Raw genomic sequence first — 18,726 nt, forward strand, 5'->3', positions numbered from 1 at the left:
CCGATAATGACAAGGACGGACGCGTACAGCGCCGTTGCTTGGCCACGATGCGCCATACGTATCGTGATTTTTGCGTTTGTATGTAACACCACTAAACTAAAGGAGGCGGCTAAGCATGGTATGGACCTTAACAACGATCGTAGGCACTCAAGTTCGATACCCATCCGAGGAGGAGCTTAACCTTGAACTACAAAAATGGAAAAGATGTGCTGCCCCCTAGTTTACTGAAAGAACTGCAGCATTACATACAAGGGGAACTAGTCTATATCCCGAAACAGACCGAGCAGCGCGCGGCGTGGGGCGAGAAGAGCGGCTCCCGCCAGCAATTGACGCTCCGTAACCAAGAAATTTACCGCTGTTTCACCGATGGTACATCCGTCACGGAACTGGAGCGTAAATTTCACCTATCCGGCGAGAGCATCCGCAAAATCATCGTGAAGATGCGCCGCACTACTATTCATCAGGCCAGCGCTCATGGCGCTTACTCATAAAGAAAGGCTTCCCGCCTGCGAAATCGATTTCGCCGGTTGGGAAGCCTTTTTATTCGTTAAGAACGACTGCGCACCTCGAATATGGCGAATTTCAAGTAATGGCCTTCGCTTACGCCCATAATCTGCGGGTGGTCCTTGCCCGCCGCGCGCCACTCGATCAACCGCAGAATTTTGCCCGCATCGGCCGCCGCTGCCTGAATCGTCTCCAGGAACAGATCCGGCTGCATATGGTAGGAACAGCTGGCCGTGACCAGGTAGCCGCCTTCGTTGACCAGCTTGAGACCTTGCAGGTTAATATCCTTGTAGCCGCGTACCGCGCCGGCCACCGCGCCCTTCGTCTTCGCGAACGCAGGCGGGTCGAGAATGACGACGTCCCACGTGCGTCCGCCGCCGCCAAGCGCCTTCGACGTATCGGTCTTGGCCGCTCCCTCAGCTCCGGCGCGCGCGCGTTCCGCGCGCTCCTCTTGCCCTTTGACTTGCATCCGCAAATATTCGAACGCGTCCGCGACGACGAACTCCACGCGGTCCTCGAAGCCATTGCGCGCGACATTGCGGCGCGCCGTCTCGATTGCATGTTCGGAGACGTCCAGACAAGTTACCTTCTTGGCCCCGTATTTGCAGGCATGCAGCGTGAAGCTCCCGGTATGCGCGAAGCACTCCAGCACGGTAGCGCCGTCCCAATACGGGAACGTGACCACTTTGCCGTTCGCATTGACCGGCACCAGCACTTCCGGCGCCTGCGCCGCTCCGGTATCATTGCCTGCGGCCCCTCCAAGCTCTTGCTCGACTGCTTCTGCTCCGGCCGGCAGCTCCTCACGCTGGCGGCGTGCAAGCTTAATGCCGCTGCGCCCGCCCCAGCCGCGCATGAGCGGCTCGATCGAAGCCCGGTTCTCGCGCTGGTCGAAGAAATAGCCGGTCTTCTGGCCTTCTACGATATCGACTTCCATCAGAAGACCGTTCTCCCGGATTTCGATTATACGCGGGCAATCCCCATACAGCACGCCCGTCCGTTCCTCGAGCCCTTCTAGCTTGCGTACGGAGACGTCGCTGCGCTCGTAGATCCCCTTTGGCTCGAATACGCTCACGAGCGCGTTCACAAGCGCTTCGCGATGCGCCTCCATCCCGAGCGTCAGCACTTGAATGACCAGAACCCCGCCGAATCGGTCGACGATCAAACCCGGAAGAAAATCCGCTTCGCCATATACGAGCCGGCAGTCTTCGCCGCTAACGAAACGGCTTCTATGCTGCGCGCATTGCCGGAAGCGTTCAGCGAAGAACGCTTCGTCCATCGCCTCGACCGGCTTGTAGCTGATAATGCGAACCGTAATTTGAGAGGCAGGGTTCCAATACCCTGTCGCAAGGTAACGTCCTTGATGATTCACGACGTCCACAAGCTGGCCGGGCCGCCCTTCCCCGTCCATCCGTTCAATTTCGCTGGCGAATACCCAAGGATGACCGCCTTCGGTCCGTTTCTTGCGCTCCTTCTTCAACACCGCTCTAACCCGTTCCATTACCTTCATCCGTCCTCTCCTCAAATCCCCCCGACAAGACGCCATGCGGCCGCAAGACCGCCCGGAGCTTGTCATGCTTGTTTCCCAATACGCATAAATTGATATGAATGTTGATTTTACCGTTCAAAGGAGTGGCTAGCCCCATGTTTCATGAAATTCTGTTGCCGATGACGCTTGGCTTCGTCATATTCCTGTTTGGCTTGAAAGCCATGGAATTGGCGCTCCATCAGTCCGTTGGCCGCCATCTGCATACGGTGCTGGAGCGGATGACGTCCACGCCGCTGCACGGGCTGCTCGTCGGAACAGCAACAACGGCCGTTCTGCAGAGCAGCACGGCCGTTACGGTCATGACGATCGGCCTGGTCAACGCCGGACTGCTCACGTTCCCGCGAACGCTCGGCATCATTCTGGGCACGAATATCGGCACCTGCCTGACGACGGAATTGATCGGCCTGAACATAAGCCGGTTGGCTTGGCCGCTGCTGGCAGCCTCCATCGCTCTCTGGCTTGTCACGGCTTTATTCCGAGAGATCGGCCTCGGCCAGCTGTTGTTCGGCGCAAGGAGCGTCCGCATCGGGAGCGGCGCTGCTGGTACGTTACCCGGCGGCCGCTGGTTCGGACCTCTGCGCAGCGGTTCCGTCATCGCGGGCGGCTTCGCGCTTCTGCTCGTCGGCATGGCCCTTATGCAGTCCGTCGGTCCGGCGGTCGAAGCGAGCGGCATGTTCGGCACCTTCCTAAGCCGCGCGGAAGATAGCGTCCTATGGGGCATCGCGGCTGGCGCGATTCTGACTGCGGCTGTACATAGCGGGGCGGCCGTTATCGCGATCGTGATGGGACTTGCCACTACGCTCGCCTTGCCGGTTCCGATCGGCATCGCGATTGTGCTCGGCGCCAATGTCGGCACTTGCGTGACCGCGCTGCTCGTCTCGCTCGGCGGCTCCAAATCCGGCCGATTCGTCGCTTGGTCGCATGTCCTGCTGAATATGGGCGGCGCCGCTCTGTTCGCCCCGTTCACCGGCGAGCTTCAAGCGGCCGCAAGCTGGTTCGGCACCTCGCCGGCCGCGCAAATCGCCCATGCACAGACGATCTTCAATATTGCGTGCTCGCTGCTTGCTCTTCCGCTGTGTTATCTTCCGCTGTTGCGGCGGATGACTGTCCGCTGACGATCGCCACGCCTGCGCTTGTGCCCAGACGGTTCGCGCCGGCTTGCAGCATCCGGATCGCCGTGTCGGCATCGCGAATGCCGCCAGATGCCTTCACGCCGATACCCGAGGTGACGGACGCCCGCATGAGCCGGATATCCGCTTCGGTTGCTCCGCCTGTCCCGAAGCCCGTTGACGTCTTGACATAATGCGCGCCCGCCGCTTCCGCTACGCGGCATGCCTCTGCCTTCTGCTCCTGGTTCAGCATACCTGTCTCGAGGATGACCTTTACGATCGCCGAGCCCTCCACAGCCCGCACGACTGACGAGATATCATGCGAGACGACGCCATAACGACCCTCGATGACCGCGCCGATCGGAAGCACCATGTCGATCTCGTCGGCTCCGTCCTGAGCCGCCGCCTGCGCCTCGTATACTTTGGCTTTGGTAGACATCGCTCCCAACGGGAATCCGACAACCGCCGCGATATGGACACCGGTATCGGCAAGCTTCTCTCGGCAAAGCGACACCCAAGACCCGTTGACGCACACGCTGTAGAACTGATGAATGGCCGCCTCTTCGCAAAGCTTGATGATATATTTCTCCGTCGCGCCTGGCTTCAGCAGCGTATGATCGATAAACTTCGCGATCGGAGTTCCCGGTTCCCACTTCTCTAACATGCGTCGTTAAACCTCCAGGCCGAGCAGCCTTAGCGCCCCCGACAAAATTTGGTCGTTGTTGCTGTACCCCGACTGGCGTTGGCGCCGCCAAGCCTCCATAGGCTCAAACCACTCCACGCCGCGAATTTCTTCGACTTGCGCCTGGAGCTTGCCGCCGATGGCTTCCACGAGATAATAATGAACCTCCTTGTCGACGGTTCCTTTGGACTCGTGGTTGTACTTGTATTTAATTTGGTCGATTGGCGCGACGATCATTCCCTGCAGGCCGGTCTCTTCGGCAATCTCGCGAAGCGCGGTTTCCTCCACGGTTTCGCCCGGTTCCATCTTGCCTTTGGGCAGCGAGATTTTGCCGTATCGGTCCTGAATTAACTGCACTTGCAGACGTCCGCCCTCGCGGCGGAATACGACGCCGCCCGCCGAAATTTCCTTCATGTTCTTCGCCTCCTGTCATCCGATACTTGCGCGTATGTAGAGCAAGGATTCCGCCCTTCTCGCGAGGAGGTGACGGAATCCTTGTAGACTCGGGTACTGCTATTCACGTCGTTCGTCCGCGTGCCTGCACCTTCAGGCGCAAACGCAACCGATTAGCTAGCTTCGCTGCCGCGCACGGCCGCTGTCTGCTCGTCGAGGACGCGCACGAGCTGGCCTTTGCATTCGTTAACGCCGGCTTCGGTTATTTTTACCCGGCACAGCTGACCGATAAGCGACTCGGCGCCTTCGAAGACAACTTGCAGGTAGTTACCGGAATAACCCATGACCAATCCGCTGCCCGGCGCGCCTTTGTAGTCACGCTCCGGAATAACGTCGACTACCTCGCCGACGAATTGCTGCGCGTAGGCCAACTGCATTTTCTCGGACAAATCGATCAGCTTGTGTACACGCTCATTCTTCACTTCTTCGTCGACCTGTTCTTCCATGCGAGCCGCAGGCGTGCCTGTCCGCTTGGAATAAGGGAAGACGTGCATCTCGGCGAAACCAAGCTCTTCCATAAACTTGTAGCCCGTCTCGAACATCTCGTTCGTCTCGCCGGGGAAGCCAACGATGACGTCAGTCGTGATCGCGACGCCCGGCATCGCCTCGTGCAGCAGACGAATCTTCTCCGCGAATTCAGCCGTCGTATACTTACGGCGCATCCGCTTGAGCACGGAATCGTCGCCCGCCTGAAGCGGAATATGAAGGTGTCGGCACATCTTAGGCGAACGATTCAGTACGTCGATCATGTCGGCGTCGATCTGGCTCGCTTCGATGGAGCTGATGCGGATGCGCTCGAGTCCCTCCACCTTATCCAAATCCCAGAGCAGATCGGATAATTTGTAATTCTCCATATCATCGCCGTAACCGCCGGTATGAATACCCGTCAGGACGATTTCCTTGTAGCCGGCCGCGACGAGCTGGCGCGCCTGATTCAAGACGCTCTCCGCTTCACGGCTGCGGGAGAGGCCGCGCGACCAAGGAATGATGCAGAATGTGCAGAAGTTGTTGCAGCCTTCTTGGATCTTGAGGAACGCGCGGGTACGGTCGGCGAAATCCGGCACGTCCAGCTCCTCGAATTCCCGCGTCTTCATAATGTTGCGCACGGCGTTAACCGGCTTGCGCTCGGCTTGCAGCTGAGCAACGTAATCCATCAGCTTATCCCGGTCCTGCGTACCGATGACAAGGTCCACGCCTTCGATCGCCATGATCTCGGCTGGCGACGTCTGCGCATAGCAGCCCGTTACGGCGATTATGGCATCTGGATTGCGGCGAATCGCGCGGCGAATAATCTGGCGGCTCTTCTTGTCGCCCGTATTCGTGACCGTGCATGTATTGATCAGGTACACATCCGCGGTCGTCGTCTCGAAATCGACCTGCTCGTACCCTTCGTTCTTGAACAGCTGCCAAATCGCTTCCGTATCATAGAAGTTTACTTTGCAGCCCAGCGTGTAAAAAGCAACTGACGGCATGTCTGTTAAACGCCTCCCATTTCTCCGGATTCATACATCAGGCAGGCGAGCCCGACCATGGCCGCCGTCTCGGTGCGCAAGATGCGCTTGCCCAAACCAACGATGACGGCGCCCGCCGCTTCGGCCCCCTCGGCCTCCCGCTCGGTAAAGCCGCCTTCGGGTCCGACGATTAGCAGCACGCGCGGCGATACCACGGCCCGCTCTCCGTCCCGGTAAGCTTGCACCGCGTCGCGAATACCCGCTCCGCCTGATCCGCCTTCCTTCTCGTAACAAAATAACACCAAGTCGTACTCGCCGACCGCTTCGATCAGCTTCCGCCAGGAACGGACCGGCTCCACCTGCGGGATCCGGCTGCGGTGCGCCTGCTCGGCGGCTTCCTTGGCAATCTTGCCCCACCGCTCCAGCCGCTTCGCTTCTTTCTTCGCATCGTACTGGACGATCATCCGTTCCGACTCGAAAGGAAGAAAAGCGGCCGCGCCGATTTCCGTTCCTTTTTGAATAACTAGCTCCATTTTATCGCCCTTCGGCAGGCTCTGCGCCACCGTTACGGACCAGCGCGGCTCGCCGGACATCGGCAGCCACTCAACGATATCCGCTTCCACCCGGGAAGGCGAAACCGCACGTACGGACGCACGCGCGGTTCTCGTCTGGCCATCGCTGACGAACATCTCATCGCCCGGTTCCATGCGCATGACGCGCGCCGCATGATGGGCATCGTCGCCGGTAAGCACAACGTTCTGATCGGTCATGCTCTCCGGCGTTACAAAGTATCGCTGCATCGTTCGAAGTACCCTTCATCGTAAACTATAAGCCGCATAAAAACTTCAACCTACATCATACACGTTTTATGCCCGCCACGCTACCACTTTAAACATGACAGGACTCAAATCCGTTGCCCTGCACCGAGGAGTAAAATTTGGCTACAGACTTGCTCCGCTTAAACCGAAGAAATCGCTCCAGAGCTGGCCCCAAGGAACCGGATCAAATACGTGCTGGAACAGAAGCACAGTATTATAGAAAATATCGAACCACAGCGCGAACAACGGATCCAGTGTCTGCTCGCGAAGCGGCGGTATAAATACAATGAGCAGGAAGACAAAAATCCCCCATTGGGCGTGCTGATCCATCGTATAGCGCACCCGCAGCGGCACTAAATCCTGAATGATCCGGTAACCGTCGAGCGGCGGAAGGGGCAACAGATTGAAGAGGAACAACAGAATGTTCATCGTGATTAAATAATACGTAAAATGGCCGATTGCCTGCCTTACGCCCACCGACGCCGATTCCAGAACACCGAATTCATTCAGTAAGAACACCGCTAGGATGCCGACCACCGCCAGAAGTAAATTGCTGAGCGGCCCGACGGCTGATACAACGATCCCCATCAGTCTCGGGTACTTGAACCGTCCCCGGTTGACCGGCACTGGCTTGGCCCAGCCGAACCCAGCGATCAGAATCAGGATCGTGCCGAGCACGTCAAGATGCGCGCGCGGATTGAGCGTCACCCGTCCCGCGTCGTAAGCGGTGCGGTCCCCAAACTTATACGCGCTGTAAGCATGCGCGAACTCGTGTATCGAGAATGCGAGCACGAGCACGATAAAAATAAAGGGCAAGTCTTCCAGCGGATACCACAGAAAGTTCATGCTCGACCTCCATATGGCGGCTTGGGAAGGTCGCCCTCCCCATTCCCGCCTCAAATTATCGACTTAACTAAGGACGCACCGCCACGAACGCAATCCAGTCTTGATCCCGCTGACGGTCTTTGATCGTGAAGCCAGCCTTCAGCAAGCCCGCCTCGACGTCTTCTTCTTTGTTCTTCCAAATGCCAGACGCGATATAGGTGCCGCCCGGCTTCAGCGCCGCGTACACGTCATCGATGAAGAGCAGGATAATCTCCGCCAAAATGTTCGCGACGACGACGTCGACCGGAACCGATACGTTCACCGGCCCGCTCGCTTCCTTCGCTTGCAAAATGCCGAGCAGATCGCTCAGATGAACTTGGATGCTGTCTTCCAGACCGTTCAATCGCGTGTTCTCCGTCGCCGACGACACGGCGACCGGGTCGAGGTCGAGCGCCAGCACCCGCTTCGCGCCGAGTCTCATTGCGCCAATCGCGAGGACGCCGGATCCGGTGCCCACGTCGATCACTTCTTCGCCGCCTTGAATGACGGACTCCAGCGTGCGCAGGCAAAGCGCTGTCGTCGGGTGCGTGCCCGTCCCGAACGCCATGCCGGGATCGAGTTCGATAATGCGCTCATCGGGACCCGGTGTATAGTCTTCCCACGTTGGCTTGATCGTCAGGCGCTCCGAGACGCGGATCGGCTTGAAATATTGCTTCCACGCGTTCGCCCAGTCTTCGTCGTCGACCATGGCCGCCGAAATTTTGAAATCGCCTGGATCAATGTCAAACTCTCGCAGCTGCTCAATGCGCGGCCGGATCGTCGCCATAATCTCCTGCGGATCGGCGTCCTCATAGAAATAGGCTTTAATGACCGCCTGGCCTTCCGGAATATCGTTAAGCGGATGCTCGTACCATTGGCCAAGCGACGTATCGCGCGGCTTGTTCAGCGTGCCGGATTCTTCAATGGATACGCCGCCGGCGTCCAGTTCATGCAAAAAATTCGAAATCATCTCGGTCGCTTCTTCCGTCGTCTCGACCGTAATCTCATGCCATTTCATCTATGTACTGCCTCCCGAATATGGTAGTGGCGTCCGATTGCCCGTAAGCTCGTCAACCCATCTTCTCTATATTACAACAGAACGCGCCTTGCGTACAAAAAAGGCCATGTGTCGCGCTGCCTAGCCTCTTCGGCTTAAGACAGCTCGCACATGGCCTTTCCATTCTTGAACGTAATGCATTCTGCAATGTATCGCGTTCCTATGAAGCTTCGGAGCGCTGATGGCTAGCTAAGCTGCGGCGTGCCGCCCAGCTCCGCGATGACGTGCAGGACGCGGTCGACTTGTTCGTCGTCTACGGTGGCCCGAAGCACGCCTTCCTCGCCGGACGTCACTTCGCGGGCGCGGAGCGCCTGCAGCTTCAGCTCCGCCTCGCGCGTTGCGCCTCCGGCGGGAAAGTTGGCTTGAATCTGTGTCGCCACTGCCAGCACGCTCCCTTACGCCTTCTCAGCGCGGGCATCCGCTGCCGCGGCGCGCTTCTGGGCTTCGATATCGTCCTCGTCCGCCAATTCGGCCGAGAATTCCACGTCTTCGTTTCTGCCGATCGGCAGATTGCTGTAGCTGCCTTCCTTGAATTCCTGTTCCGCCATTGTTGCCGCCTCCTCGATCGGAATGAACACCAACAACTAGGATGAACCAGGGAGGGCCAAAGTATGCTTCGCTCAGACGAAGGTTTAGTCGCCGCGGAACGCGCGTTTCATTTTCTCGAAGATCGATTCATGATGCTCTTGCGTCGATTCTCCCCCAACGCCGGCGAATTGGCGCAGCAGCTCCTTCTGTTCTTCGGTCAGGCTGGTCGGCGTGACGACGGTTACCTTGACATGCTGGTCGCCTTGGCCGTAGCCGCGAAGGCGCGGAACGCCTTTGCCCTTCAGGCGGAAATACGTGCCCGTCTGGGTGCCTGCCGGAATCTTCAACTTGACCTTCTCGGTCAGCGTCGGAATCTCGATCTCATCGCCAAGCGCAGCCTGCGCGAACGTCAGCGGCACCTCGCAATAAATATCATCGCCCTCGCGCTCGAAGAATTCGTGCGATTTCACGCGGATGACGATGTACAGATCGCCGGCAGGACCGCCGCGCAGTCCCGCTTCGCCTTCGCCGGAGAGGCGGATTTGAGCGCCCTCGTCTACGCCGGCCGGGATGCGAACGTTGATTTTGCGCTGGCGTTTCACTTTGCCTGCGCCATGGCACGTGCCGCATTTGTCCTTGATGATCCGTCCCGTGCCGCTGCAGTTCGTGCAGGCCCGGCGGTTGACCATGCGGCCGAACGGCGTGTTCTGCACGACTTCCTGCTGACCCGACCCTTTACAGACCGAGCAGGTCTCCGGCTTCGTGCCCGGCTTCGCGCCCGATCCATGGCATGTATCGCACGACTCGGTGCGCGGAATCGTGATCTCCGTTTCCTTGCCGAAAACCGCTTCCTTGAACTCGATCGTCATCGTGTATTGCAGATCGTTCCCGCGCTGCGGCGCGTTCGGATCGCGCCGACCCCCGCCGCCACCGAAGAACATGTCGAATATATCGCCAAAACCTCCGGAGAAGTCGCCCGCGCCGCCGCCGCCGAACCCTTGATTCGGGTCGACGTGTCCGTATTGGTCGTAGGTTGCCCGCTTGCTATCGTCGCTCAGTACGTCGTAGGCTTCCTTCACTTCCTTGAACTTCGATTCCGCGTCCGCTGCCTTGTTCACGTCCGGATGATACTGACGCGCCAGCTTCCGGTATGCTTTCTTAATCTCGTCCTCCGAGGCATTCTTGCCTAGCCCGAGCACCTCGTAATAATCCCGCTTGTCTGCCAAAACCCGTTCACCCCGTCCACTTGTTTAACCCGCCGGCCTCTCTTGCGCGCATGCGTCCCCTAGAAAGCCGCGGTTTCTTCTCTCGCCATCTCGCCAAAAAGATCAGACGAGTGTACGCAAAAAAAACGTCACTCTCTGATCTTGATTAAAACGGATGAGGAGCCCCTCCGGGCTCCCCGGTCACGCTTTGTTTACTTCTTATCGTCCACGACTTCGTAGTCGGCGTCAACTACATTGTCTTTGCCTTTCGCTTCGCCGCCAGCGTTAGCCGCACCTTCCGCGCCTTGCTGCGCTTGCTCGTAAAGTTTCACGGACAGCTGCTGCACGATCTCGGTCAGCTCGGCCGTAGCCGCGTTGATCTCTTCGAGGTTGTCGGACTCGAGCGCTTTTTTTACTTTTTCTTTCGCTTCTTCGGCTTTGGCGATTTCGCCAGCGTCTACTTTGTCGCCGAGGTCTTTGACCGTTTTGTCGACCGAGTACACGAGTTGGTCCGCGTTGTTCTTCGCTTCGACCAGTTCACGGCGCTTGCGGTCTTCTTCCGCGTTCAGCTCGGCGTCTTTCATCATGCGCTCGATCTCTTCGTCGGACAGACCGCTGGAGGATGTGATCGTGATCTTCTGGCTCTTGCCTGTACCTTTATCCAGCGCCGATACATTCACGATGCCGTTGGCGTCGATGTCGAACGTCACTTCGATTTGCGGTACGCCGCGCGGCGCGAGCGGGATGTCGCCCAGGGTGAACTTGCCGAGCGTTTTGTTGCCGGCTGCCATTTGGCGTTCGCCTTGGAGCACGTGGATCTCTACGCTAGGCTGGTTGTCCGCGTACGTCGAGAACACCTGCGATTTGCTCGTCGGGATTGTCGTGTTGCGGTCGATCATCTTCGTGAACACGCCGCCTGCAGTCTCGATGCCGAGGGAGAGAGGCGTAACGTCGAGCAAGACTACGTCTTTGACGTCGCCCGTCAAGACGCCGGCTTGAACTGCTGCGCCGAGGGCAACGACTTCATCCGGGTTTACGCCTTTGTGCGGTTCTTTGCCCGTCAGCTTCTTGATCGCTTCTTGCACGGCAGGAATACGCGTGGAGCCGCCGACCAGTACGATTTTGTCGATATCGGACGGTGTCATGCCAGCATCGCTAAGCGCTTGACGAGTCGGGCCGAGCGTACGCTCGACGAGCGAAGCGGACAGCTCTTCGAATTTGGCACGCGTGAGCGTTGTCTCCAAGTGCTGAGGCACGCCGTCTACCATCGTGATGAACGGAAGGGAGATTGTCGACGTCAGGACGCCGGATAGCTCTTTCTTCGCTTTCTCGGCTGCGTCTTTCAGACGTTGAACGGCTGCTTTGTCTTTGCGCAGATCGATGCCGTGCTCTTTGTTGAATTCTGTTGCCAAGTAGTCGATGATCACTTGGTCGAAGTCGTCGCCGCCGAGGTTGTTGTCGCCGCTCGTCGCTTTAACTTCGAAGAAGCCGTCGCCCAGCTCCAGGATGGAGACGTCGAACGTGCCGCCGCCAAGGTCATAGACGAGAATCGTTTGGTCTTCGGATTTCTCCAGACCGTATGCAAGCGCGGCCGCCGTTGGCTCGTTGACAATACGCAGTACTTCCAGACCGGCGATTTTGCCTGCGTCCTTCGTCGCTTGGCGCTGGCTGTCATTGAAATAAGCCGGGACCGTGATAACCGCTTGCGTTACCGTTTGGCCAAGGTAAGCTTCGGCGTCGGATTTCAGCTTTTGCAGGATGATGGCAGAAATCTCTTGCGGCGAGTAGTCTTTTCCGTCGATCGTTTCTTTGTGGTTCGTACCCATGTGGCGCTTGATCGAGATGATCGTGCGATCCGGATTCGTGATTGCTTGACGCTTCGCGGATTCGCCGACGATGCGCTCGCCGTCCTTCTTGAAGCCGACGACCGATGGCGTCGTGCGGTTGCCCTCCGGATTCGGGATGACGACGGCCTCGCCGCCTTCCATAACTGCTACGCAGGAGTTTGTTGTACCCAAGTCGATACCGATAACTTTACTCATACTAAGTGTCCTCCTTCATGATCTCGATAAGTATTGGTTGTAGTACGATATATGAAGCGCCGGATTAGCCGCTCACTTTAACCATCGCGGGACGCAGGACGCGGTCCTTCAGGACGTAGCCCTTCTGCACTTCTTCGACGACGATGCCTTCCTCGTGCTCGTCCGATTCCACCTGCATAATAGCCTGGTGAAAATCGGGGTTGAACGGCTGTCCGACCGTCTCCATCGTCTTCAGCCCTTCCGACTCGAGCGTCTGCTCCAGCTGGCGGAAAATCATATCCACGCCTTTGGCGAACGACTCGGCATCTCCGCCGTTCTTCGACGCTTCCAGCGCGCGGCCGAAATTATCGACCACCGGCAGCAGCTGCTTGATCAGCTGTTCGGAAGCGTAGCGGGCCAAGTCTTCCTTCTCCTTCTGCGTACGGCGGCGGAAGTTGTCGAAGTCCGCTTGTGCGCGCAAAAAACGCTGTTGGCTCTCTTCCACTTGCTTCGTCAGTTCGGCGATGCGCGGATCACCGCTTGTCGCAGCTTCTTGCTCTTCCGCGGCTTGTGCGGTCTCGGAAGCGTCCACCGTCGTGTCCTCGTTCTGTACTTGATCTTCAGCTACTGGCTGTTCATTCGCGCTCACGTGTCGCTTCACCTCCTGTTAATCATATAGAATCACTTGTACCAGCGGCCAAGGAGCACCGCCATGTCTTTGGAGAGGACGTCGAGCAGTCCGATGACTTTGGCGTAATCCATTCGCGTTGGACCCAATATCCCTATTGTGCCCGCAGACACGCCATCTACCGAATAGGTAGCCGTAATCAAACTGCAATTGCTAATGGCTTCGTGGGAATTCTCGCTGCCGATACGGACTTGGATACCGACCGGCTGTCCGGCGAACATGCGCATAAGTGTCGGCGTCTCCCCGAATAGGTCGAGCAGCGTCTTCACCTTGTCGACGTCCTTGAATTCCGGTTGAGTCAGCATGTTCGTCGTCCCGCTCAAGAACACGCGGTTCTCGTCCTCCGTATTAAACGCATCGTCCAATACGCCAAGCAGACGCTCGCACTGGTCGACGTAGCGGCCGAGCTCTTGACCGACTTCGGTATGCATTTTGGCTTTCAGCCGGATCAGCGGGACGCCGATCAGCTTCGTGTTCAAAATGTTAACCGCCCGCTCGATGTCCGACATGGACATATCCGGCGGAATCGAGATCGTCCGGTTCTCCACATGGCCCGTATTCGTGACAATGATGGCCACGGCGGCATCGTCGCTGATTGGCACGAGCTGAAAATGCTTGAGCGAGTTCGCGTACGATTCAGGCCCCAGTACAATCGACGTATAATTGGTCAAGCTCGATAAAATCGTCGCCGCATGCTGAATGACTTCTTCCATCTGCGTCATTTTCTCGGTAAAGAAAGAACGGATCTTCGTCAAGTCGGAGTCGTTCACTTCGCCGAGCTTCACCAAGTGGTCGACGTAATAACGATAGCCTTTGGTGGAAGGGACGCGCCCTGCCGACGTATGAGGCTGCTCGAGAAAACCAAGCTCCTCCAGATCGGCCATTTCGTTACGAATCGTGGCGGCGCTAAATCCGACATCGCCCCGTTTGGAAATGCTGCGCGAGCCGACCGGCTCAGCGGAGCGGATGTAATCGTCGATGATGGCGTTCAAAATCATTCTCTGGCGTTCAGTTAGCATCCATACTCCCCCTCTTCCATTGCTGGCATACCGTCTTGCTACTTCGTTAGCACTCAGTGTCGTCGAGTGCTAATCACTATTACAAAAATACCAAACCCGCTCGCGGATTGTCAAGTCGCACGATGTTGAAAAATTGCATCGTGAGGCTCTTCTGCTCGCAGATCGGCCAATCAAAAAAGACCACCTCGCTCATGACGCGTGCCATGATTGAAGTGGTCTTCATTATTAATTCAATACCTTCAACACTGCGATCTCGTCGCAAGCGTGCTGCTTCGCGCAGTTAACGCAATCGGTCCACACCTTCTCGGGGAATATCTCTTTATTCACGACATGGAATCCGTTGCGTTCGAAAAAGTTCACCGCATACGTCAGCGCCATCACTTTGTGCAGCCCCTGCTCCTTCGCTTCTTGAAGCAGAAATTCGACCAGCTTGTTGCCTATGCCAAGGCCGCGATATCCGTCTGTCATCCCGAGCGAACGGATCTCGACCAAATCGGTTCCTAATTTAAACAGCGATCCGCAGCCGACTACGACGCCGTCCACCTCAGCGACGACGAATGTATGAATCATCCGCTCCAGGGCGGCGCGCGACCGCGGCAGCATAATTCCCTGTTGTGCGTATCCTTCGATTAATGTAAACAACGCCTCTACGTCCTGCGTTCCCGCTTTTCTGCATGTGACCACTGCCTGCATCGCCGCTCGCCTCCACCCGGTGCTCCGTCTTTTCAATATGAATAAATATACAACATGGTGCATGAGTACACAAGCATAAATTTGCCGTGCGCCCCGCGTTTTTTCAGGCATTCGAACTGCAGGTAATCAGGGCGATAAATAATTTTATCTATTCGATGACGCGATAAAGGCGTTATGCTATTGGTAAATAGATGGGAGCGTGGATGCGATGGACCTTAAATCCAATCACGATCTGGCCAGCCATGTGCTGGCACAGTCGATCCAAGACTTTAGAGGACAGAAGAAGCTGGGCGACAAATCGCTCTCGCAGCTGCCCGAGGCTGGCTTCCGCTGGACGCCCGAGCCGGAATCGAACAGCATCGCGATTATGATCAATCACCTGCATGGCAATATGCTTTCCCGTTGGACCGACTTTCTGACCACCGACGGCGAGAAACCGAGCCGTAACCGCGACGCGGAGTTCGAAGACGACGGCGCCGACGCGGCCGAACTGCTCGCGAGGTGGGAACAAGGGTGGGCGGCGCTGCTCGGCGCGCTTGAAGCGCTAACGCCCGAAGACTTACTGCAGACGGTCACGATTCGTGGCGAAGCACATACGGTCGTGCAAGCGATTCACCGCCAGATCTCGCACTATGGCTATCACGTTGGACAGCTCGTTTATGTCGCTAAAGCCTACCGCTCGTCAGCCTGGCAGACGCTGAGCATTCCCAAAGGCGGCTCGAACGCCTTCAATGCCGCTAAAGAAGCGAAGGCCGCAGAACGCCAATAAGGCTAATCCAAGAATCGACGAAGATGGGCAAGCCATCGCCCTTGCCTTGCCTTACACAGCTCATTTAGTAGGAGGAGGCCGCCATCGTCGTCTGCAATGCTTCCCTCCATGCAAGCCAAAAAGACAACCTATCTCTCTGGCGAGGGATAGGTTGTCTTACTATTACTAGCTATTGCCAAAAAAAGCTTTCTCTCTGTCCGCAGCCCTGCTTCGGGCATCGATCGGCCGTTGCTTCTATTCGCCAAGGAAAGCGCCGAACACTTCGTTCCCGAGCGGCACGCCTTTGGCCGATAGCTTATAACCGCCGTTACCGGTATCCGTCACGCGCTCCAGCAAGCCATCCGACACGAGTCGGCTGATCGTCTCCCCGAATGCCTCCTCGATCCGGCGGCCTTCGAACTGCGCCATAAAGTCTTCATTCTTGACGCCACCCAGCAGACGAAGGCCAACCATCATAAAGTCCTCCATCGCTTCGCGCTCGTCCACTGTCTCCGTGCTAAGGCGAGGCAGGCGGGTTAGCGTGGCGTCGATATAGGGCTGCACGCCTTTCACATTCACGTGACGCAAGCCCTTCGCGTAGCCATGCGCGCCCGCGCCGATGCCGTAATACGGCTCGTTGCGCCAGTACGTAATATTATGACGGCTCTCGTAACCCGGCTTGGCGAAATTACTAATCTCGTAATGCCCGTAGCCCGCGCCGGTCAACCTGTCAATCAGATGCATGTACATCGCCAGCTCGTCCTCTTCAGGCGGCAGCAACAGCTCATTGCGCTCGTACAGCTTGTGGAACAGCGTATTCTCCTCGACCTTCAGCCCGTATAGCGAATAATGCGTCAGCTCAAGGGCCAGCGCACGGGTGACGCTATCGGCCAACGTCTCCACCGACTGGCCTGGCAGGCCGAACATGAGGTCGATCGACAAATTCGAGAAGCCCGCCGTACGCGCCTGCTCGATGCTCCGGTAGACATCGTCCACATTATGAATGCGGCCGATCCGCTCGAGCAGCGCGTTGTCGAACGACTGCACGCCGAAGCTGATGCGGTTGACCCCGCCTTCGCGCATCGCCGCGAGCTTGTCCGGCTCGACCGTCCCCGGGTTCGCTTCCATCGAGAATTCGACGTCAGCGGCGAGCGGGAAGTGCCGCTTGACCATGGCCAAGAAACGCTCCATCTGCGGAGGCGTCAGCACGGTCGGCGTCCCGCCCCCAACGAATACGGTGCGGATCTCTTCCGGCGGCATCGCCTGCACGGTCGCGATCATTTCCCGCTCGAGCGCCTCCAAATATTCATCCACAGGTTGACCTTTCAATACATAAGATGTGAAATCGCAATAGTGACACTTATTCGTGCAAAACGGAATGTGAATATATAACGCGCGCGGCGCATGAAGCAGCATTCCTCCTGCCCCCTTTCCATTGAAAAAAGGGCCACGCTGGCGGTGACCCTTTCGTAAGAGCTCTGGTTGATATGGATATGCGAGGCAAATTTATTCGTCGATCTTCAGGACGGCCATGAACGCTTCCTGCGGTACTTCGACGCTGCCGACCTGCTTCATCCGCTTCTTGCCTTCCTTCTGCTTCTCGAGCAGCTTCCGCTTCCGGCTGATGTCGCCGCCGTAGCACTTGGCCAAGACGTTCTTGCGCATCGCTTTGACCGTCTCGCGGGCGATAACCTTGTTGCCGATGGATGCTTGGATCGGCACCTCGAACATTTGGCGAGGAATCAATTCTTTCATTTTCTCGCAAATGATGCGTCCGCGCTGATAAGCGCGATCGCGGTGCACGATGACGGACAAGGCGTCCACCTGCTCGTTGTTGAGCATGATGTCCATCTTGACGAGCTTCGATTGGCGGTAGCCGGATAATTCGTAATCGAACGAGGCGTAGCCCTTCGTGCTCGACTTGAGCTGATCGAAGAAGTCGTAGACGACCTCAGACAGCGGTATGTTATACGTCAGCGTGACGCGGTTCGTATCCAGGTACTCCATGTTCACGAATTCGCCGCGCTTGCTCTGGCAAAGCTCCATGATCGCGCCGACGTAATCGTTCGGGACGATGACGCCCGCTTTGACGTACGGCTCTTCGACGAAGTCGATCTTGCCAACCTCCGGGTAATTCGAAGGGTTGTCGATCGATAGCACGTCGCCGTTGGTCAGCGTGACCTTGTAAATAACGCTCGGCGCGGTCGTGATGAGCGGAATATTGAATTCGCGCTCGATCCGCTCCTGGATGATCTCCATGTGGAGCAAGCCCAGGAAGCCGCAGCGGAAGCCGAATCCGAGCGCGGTGGACGTCTCCGGCTCGTAGCTGAGCGAAGCGTCGTTCAGCTCCAGCTTCTCGAGCGCTTCGCGCAGATCGTTGTAGTCCTGCGTCTCGATCGGGTATAAGCCGCAATATACCATCGGGTTGATCTTGCGGTAACCCGGCAGCGGCTCAGGCGCCGGATTCTTGGCTTCCGTCACCGTATCGCCGACGCGGGTGTCCTTCACGTTCTTGATGCCCGCGACGACGAAGCCGACGTCGCCGACGGCCAGCTCGTCCACGATGCCCATCCGCGGCTTGAACGCGCCGACCTCGATGACCTCGAATTCGGCTCCCGTCGCCATGAAGCGGATCTTCTTGCCGGCCTTGATACTGCCGTCCATGACGCGCACGTACACGATTACGCCTTTGTACGGGTCATAGTGCGAGTCGAAAATAAGCGCCTTGAGCGGCTGATCCGGATCGCCGTTCGGCGCCGGCACCTTCGCCACGACCTGTTCGAGAATCTCTTTGATCCCGATGCCCGCCTTCGCCGAGGCCAGCACGGCGTCGCTCGCGTCGAGCCCGATGACGTCCTCGACTTCCTGCTTCACCCGCTCTGGCTCCGCGCTCGGCAGATCGATTTTGTTAATAACCGGCAGCACCTCGAGGTTGTTGTCGAGTGCCAAGTACACGTTCGCCAGCGTCTGGGCTTCGATGCCCTGCGCCGCGTCGACGACGAGCAGCGCGCCTTCGCAGGCCGCCATGCTTCGGGATACCTCGTACGTAAAGTCGACGTGTCCCGGCGTATCGATCAGGTTCAGAATATACGTCTCGCCGTCGTCCGCCTTGTAATTGAGGCGAACGGCTTGCAGCTTTATGGTGATGCCGCGTTCGCGCTCCAAATCCATTTGATCGAGCACTTGCTCCTGCATTTCGCGGGAAGTCAGCGCCCCGGTGTATTCCAGAATCCGATCCGCAAGCGTCGATTTGCCGTGGTCAATATGGGCAATGATGGAAAAATTGCGGATTTTCTTTTGTCGGTCACGTACGTCAGCCATGCCTAACCCCCAGAAATTA

General features: G+C 57.6%; 19 protein-coding genes. 3 read left to right on the forward strand and 16 right to left on the reverse strand.

Translation table 11 applies throughout. The annotated features are described in order from the left end of the window. The first annotated feature begins 182 nt into the window (after positions 1 to 182). Positions 183 to 491, forward strand: a complete 309-nt coding sequence (locus ACFFSY_RS06110) for a CD3324 family protein (RefSeq protein ID WP_377491432.1) — start codon at positions 183 to 185, stop codon at positions 489 to 491. Positions 492 to 547: 56 nt separating this feature from the next. Here ACFFSY_RS06110 and ACFFSY_RS06115 read toward each other — a convergent pair whose 3' ends face one another. Then, complete coding sequence (locus ACFFSY_RS06115; protein ID WP_377491435.1) at positions 548 to 2,011, reverse strand: class I SAM-dependent rRNA methyltransferase; 1,464 nt, start codon at positions 2,009 to 2,011, stop codon at positions 548 to 550. 134 nt (positions 2,012 to 2,145) lie between these two features. On the opposite strand from ACFFSY_RS06115, the gene ACFFSY_RS06120 reads away from it, so the two are divergent. Next, the gene (locus ACFFSY_RS06120) at positions 2,146 to 3,165 is read left to right on the forward strand and encodes a Na/Pi cotransporter family protein (RefSeq protein ID WP_377491438.1); all 1,020 of its coding nucleotides are present in this window, start codon (positions 2,146 to 2,148) and stop codon (positions 3,163 to 3,165) included. Here ACFFSY_RS06120 and deoC read toward each other — a convergent pair. From deoC to ACFFSY_RS06185, 13 genes are all read right to left on the reverse strand, one after another. Then, entirely contained in the window at positions 3,092 to 3,823 is a 732-nt protein-coding gene (gene deoC, locus ACFFSY_RS06125; protein ID WP_377491441.1) for a deoxyribose-phosphate aldolase, read from the reverse strand. The genes ACFFSY_RS06120 and deoC overlap by 74 nt on opposite strands. 6 nt (positions 3,824 to 3,829) lie before the next feature. Beyond that, positions 3,830 to 4,255 (reverse strand): NUDIX hydrolase, encoded by a 426-nt coding sequence (locus tag ACFFSY_RS06130; protein ID WP_377491444.1) that lies wholly within the window; start codon positions 4,253 to 4,255, stop codon positions 3,830 to 3,832. Positions 4,256 to 4,407: 152 nt separating this feature from the next. Beyond that, positions 4,408 to 5,766 (reverse strand): tRNA (N(6)-L-threonylcarbamoyladenosine(37)-C(2))-methylthiotransferase MtaB, encoded by a 1,359-nt coding sequence (gene mtaB, locus ACFFSY_RS06135; RefSeq protein ID WP_377491447.1) that lies wholly within the window; start codon positions 5,764 to 5,766, stop codon positions 4,408 to 4,410. Between the two features lie 5 nt (positions 5,767 to 5,771). Further along, entirely contained in the window at positions 5,772 to 6,545 is a 774-nt protein-coding gene (locus tag ACFFSY_RS06140; RefSeq protein ID WP_377491450.1) for an RsmE family RNA methyltransferase, read from the reverse strand. A 141-nt stretch (positions 6,546 to 6,686) separates the two neighbouring features. Then, positions 6,687 to 7,409: a site-2 protease family protein gene (locus tag ACFFSY_RS06145; protein WP_377491453.1), complete on the reverse strand. Its 723-nt coding sequence runs from the start codon at positions 7,407 to 7,409 to the stop codon at positions 6,687 to 6,689. A 67-nt stretch (positions 7,410 to 7,476) separates the two neighbouring features. Next, positions 7,477 to 8,445 (reverse strand): 50S ribosomal protein L11 methyltransferase, encoded by a 969-nt coding sequence (gene prmA, locus ACFFSY_RS06150; protein WP_377491456.1) that lies wholly within the window; start codon positions 8,443 to 8,445, stop codon positions 7,477 to 7,479. A 224-nt stretch (positions 8,446 to 8,669) separates the two neighbouring features. Next, positions 8,670 to 8,864, reverse strand: coding sequence for a hypothetical protein (locus tag ACFFSY_RS06155; RefSeq protein ID WP_377491459.1), 195 nt, complete (start codon positions 8,862 to 8,864; stop codon positions 8,670 to 8,672). A gap of 15 nt (positions 8,865 to 8,879) precedes the next feature. After that, positions 8,880 to 9,032 (reverse strand): YfhD family protein, encoded by a 153-nt coding sequence (locus tag ACFFSY_RS06160; RefSeq protein ID WP_377491461.1) that lies wholly within the window; start codon positions 9,030 to 9,032, stop codon positions 8,880 to 8,882. 84 nt (positions 9,033 to 9,116) lie between these two features. Continuing rightward, entirely contained in the window at positions 9,117 to 10,238 is a 1,122-nt protein-coding gene (dnaJ, locus tag ACFFSY_RS06165) for a molecular chaperone DnaJ (RefSeq protein ID WP_377491464.1), read from the reverse strand. A 191-nt stretch (positions 10,239 to 10,429) separates the two neighbouring features. Continuing rightward, positions 10,430 to 12,259 carry a molecular chaperone DnaK gene (gene dnaK / locus ACFFSY_RS06170; RefSeq protein WP_377491467.1) on the reverse strand — a complete coding sequence of 610 codons (1,830 nt, stop codon included), beginning with the start codon at positions 12,257 to 12,259 and terminating at the stop codon, positions 10,430 to 10,432. A gap of 64 nt (positions 12,260 to 12,323) precedes the next feature. Then, complete coding sequence (gene grpE, locus ACFFSY_RS06175; protein WP_377491470.1) at positions 12,324 to 12,887, reverse strand: nucleotide exchange factor GrpE; 564 nt, start codon at positions 12,885 to 12,887, stop codon at positions 12,324 to 12,326. Between the two features lie 32 nt (positions 12,888 to 12,919). After that, complete coding sequence (gene hrcA / locus ACFFSY_RS06180; RefSeq protein WP_148928504.1) at positions 12,920 to 13,945, reverse strand: heat-inducible transcriptional repressor HrcA; 1,026 nt, start codon at positions 13,943 to 13,945, stop codon at positions 12,920 to 12,922. A 225-nt stretch (positions 13,946 to 14,170) separates the two neighbouring features. Beyond that, positions 14,171 to 14,638: an N-acetyltransferase gene (locus ACFFSY_RS06185; RefSeq protein ID WP_377491473.1), complete on the reverse strand. Its 468-nt coding sequence runs from the start codon at positions 14,636 to 14,638 to the stop codon at positions 14,171 to 14,173. Between the two features lie 208 nt (positions 14,639 to 14,846). Here ACFFSY_RS06185 and ACFFSY_RS06190 point away from each other — a divergent pair, with 208 nt between their 5' ends. After that, the gene (locus tag ACFFSY_RS06190) at positions 14,847 to 15,407 is read left to right on the forward strand and encodes a DUF1572 family protein (protein ID WP_377491476.1); all 561 of its coding nucleotides are present in this window, start codon (positions 14,847 to 14,849) and stop codon (positions 15,405 to 15,407) included. A 234-nt stretch (positions 15,408 to 15,641) separates the two neighbouring features. Here ACFFSY_RS06190 and hemW read toward each other — a convergent pair whose 3' ends face one another. Both hemW and lepA read right to left on the reverse strand, forming a co-directional pair. Next, the gene (gene hemW / locus ACFFSY_RS06195) at positions 15,642 to 16,802 is read right to left on the reverse strand and encodes a radical SAM family heme chaperone HemW (protein WP_377491479.1); all 1,161 of its coding nucleotides are present in this window, start codon (positions 16,800 to 16,802) and stop codon (positions 15,642 to 15,644) included. Between the two features lie 90 nt (positions 16,803 to 16,892). After that, a complete protein-coding gene (gene lepA, locus ACFFSY_RS06200; RefSeq protein ID WP_377491482.1) occupies positions 16,893 to 18,707 on the reverse strand; it encodes a translation elongation factor 4 in 1,815 nt (604 codons plus the stop codon). Positions 18,708 to 18,726 lie beyond the last annotated feature (19 nt).

This window comes from Paenibacillus aurantiacus (assembly GCF_042431225.1).
In the GTDB taxonomy this organism is placed as follows: Bacteria; Bacillota; Bacilli; order Paenibacillales; family Paenibacillaceae; genus Paenibacillus_Z; species Paenibacillus_Z aurantiacus.

Bases quoted from the DNA above. Each gene is read 5' to 3' on its own strand.
- ACFFSY_RS06160 (WP_377491461.1), bottom strand. From the start codon at position 9,032: ATGGCGGAACAGGAATTCAAGGAAGGCAGCTACAGCAATCTGCCGATC.
- ACFFSY_RS06190 (WP_377491476.1), top strand. From the start codon at position 14,847: ATGGACCTTAAATCCAATCACGATCTGGCCAGCCATGTGCTGGCACAG.
- ACFFSY_RS06120 (WP_377491438.1), top strand. From the start codon at position 2,146: ATGTTTCATGAAATTCTGTTGCCGATGACGCTTGGCTTCGTCATATTC.
- ACFFSY_RS06145 (WP_377491453.1), bottom strand. From the start codon at position 7,409: ATGAACTTTCTGTGGTATCCGCTGGAAGACTTGCCCTTTATTTTTATC.
- hemW (WP_377491479.1), bottom strand. From the start codon at position 16,802: ATGCTGCTTCATGCGCCGCGCGCGTTATATATTCACATTCCGTTTTGC.
- ACFFSY_RS06115 (WP_377491435.1), bottom strand. From the start codon at position 2,011: ATGAAGGTAATGGAACGGGTTAGAGCGGTGTTGAAGAAGGAGCGCAAG.
- ACFFSY_RS06130 (WP_377491444.1), bottom strand. From the start codon at position 4,255: ATGAAGGAAATTTCGGCGGGCGGCGTCGTATTCCGCCGCGAGGGCGGA.
- deoC (WP_377491441.1), bottom strand. From the start codon at position 3,823: ATGTTAGAGAAGTGGGAACCGGGAACTCCGATCGCGAAGTTTATCGAT.
- hrcA (WP_148928504.1), bottom strand. From the start codon at position 13,945: ATGCTAACTGAACGCCAGAGAATGATTTTGAACGCCATCATCGACGAT.
- prmA (WP_377491456.1), bottom strand. From the start codon at position 8,445: ATGAAATGGCATGAGATTACGGTCGAGACGACGGAAGAAGCGACCGAG.
- ACFFSY_RS06140 (WP_377491450.1), bottom strand. From the start codon at position 6,545: ATGCAGCGATACTTTGTAACGCCGGAGAGCATGACCGATCAGAACGTT.
- lepA (WP_377491482.1), bottom strand. From the start codon at position 18,707: ATGGCTGACGTACGTGACCGACAAAAGAAAATCCGCAATTTTTCCATC.
- ACFFSY_RS06185 (WP_377491473.1), bottom strand. From the start codon at position 14,638: ATGCAGGCAGTGGTCACATGCAGAAAAGCGGGAACGCAGGACGTAGAG.
- dnaK (WP_377491467.1), bottom strand. From the start codon at position 12,259: ATGAGTAAAGTTATCGGTATCGACTTGGGTACAACAAACTCCTGCGTA.
- mtaB (WP_377491447.1), bottom strand. From the start codon at position 5,766: ATGCCGTCAGTTGCTTTTTACACGCTGGGCTGCAAAGTAAACTTCTAT.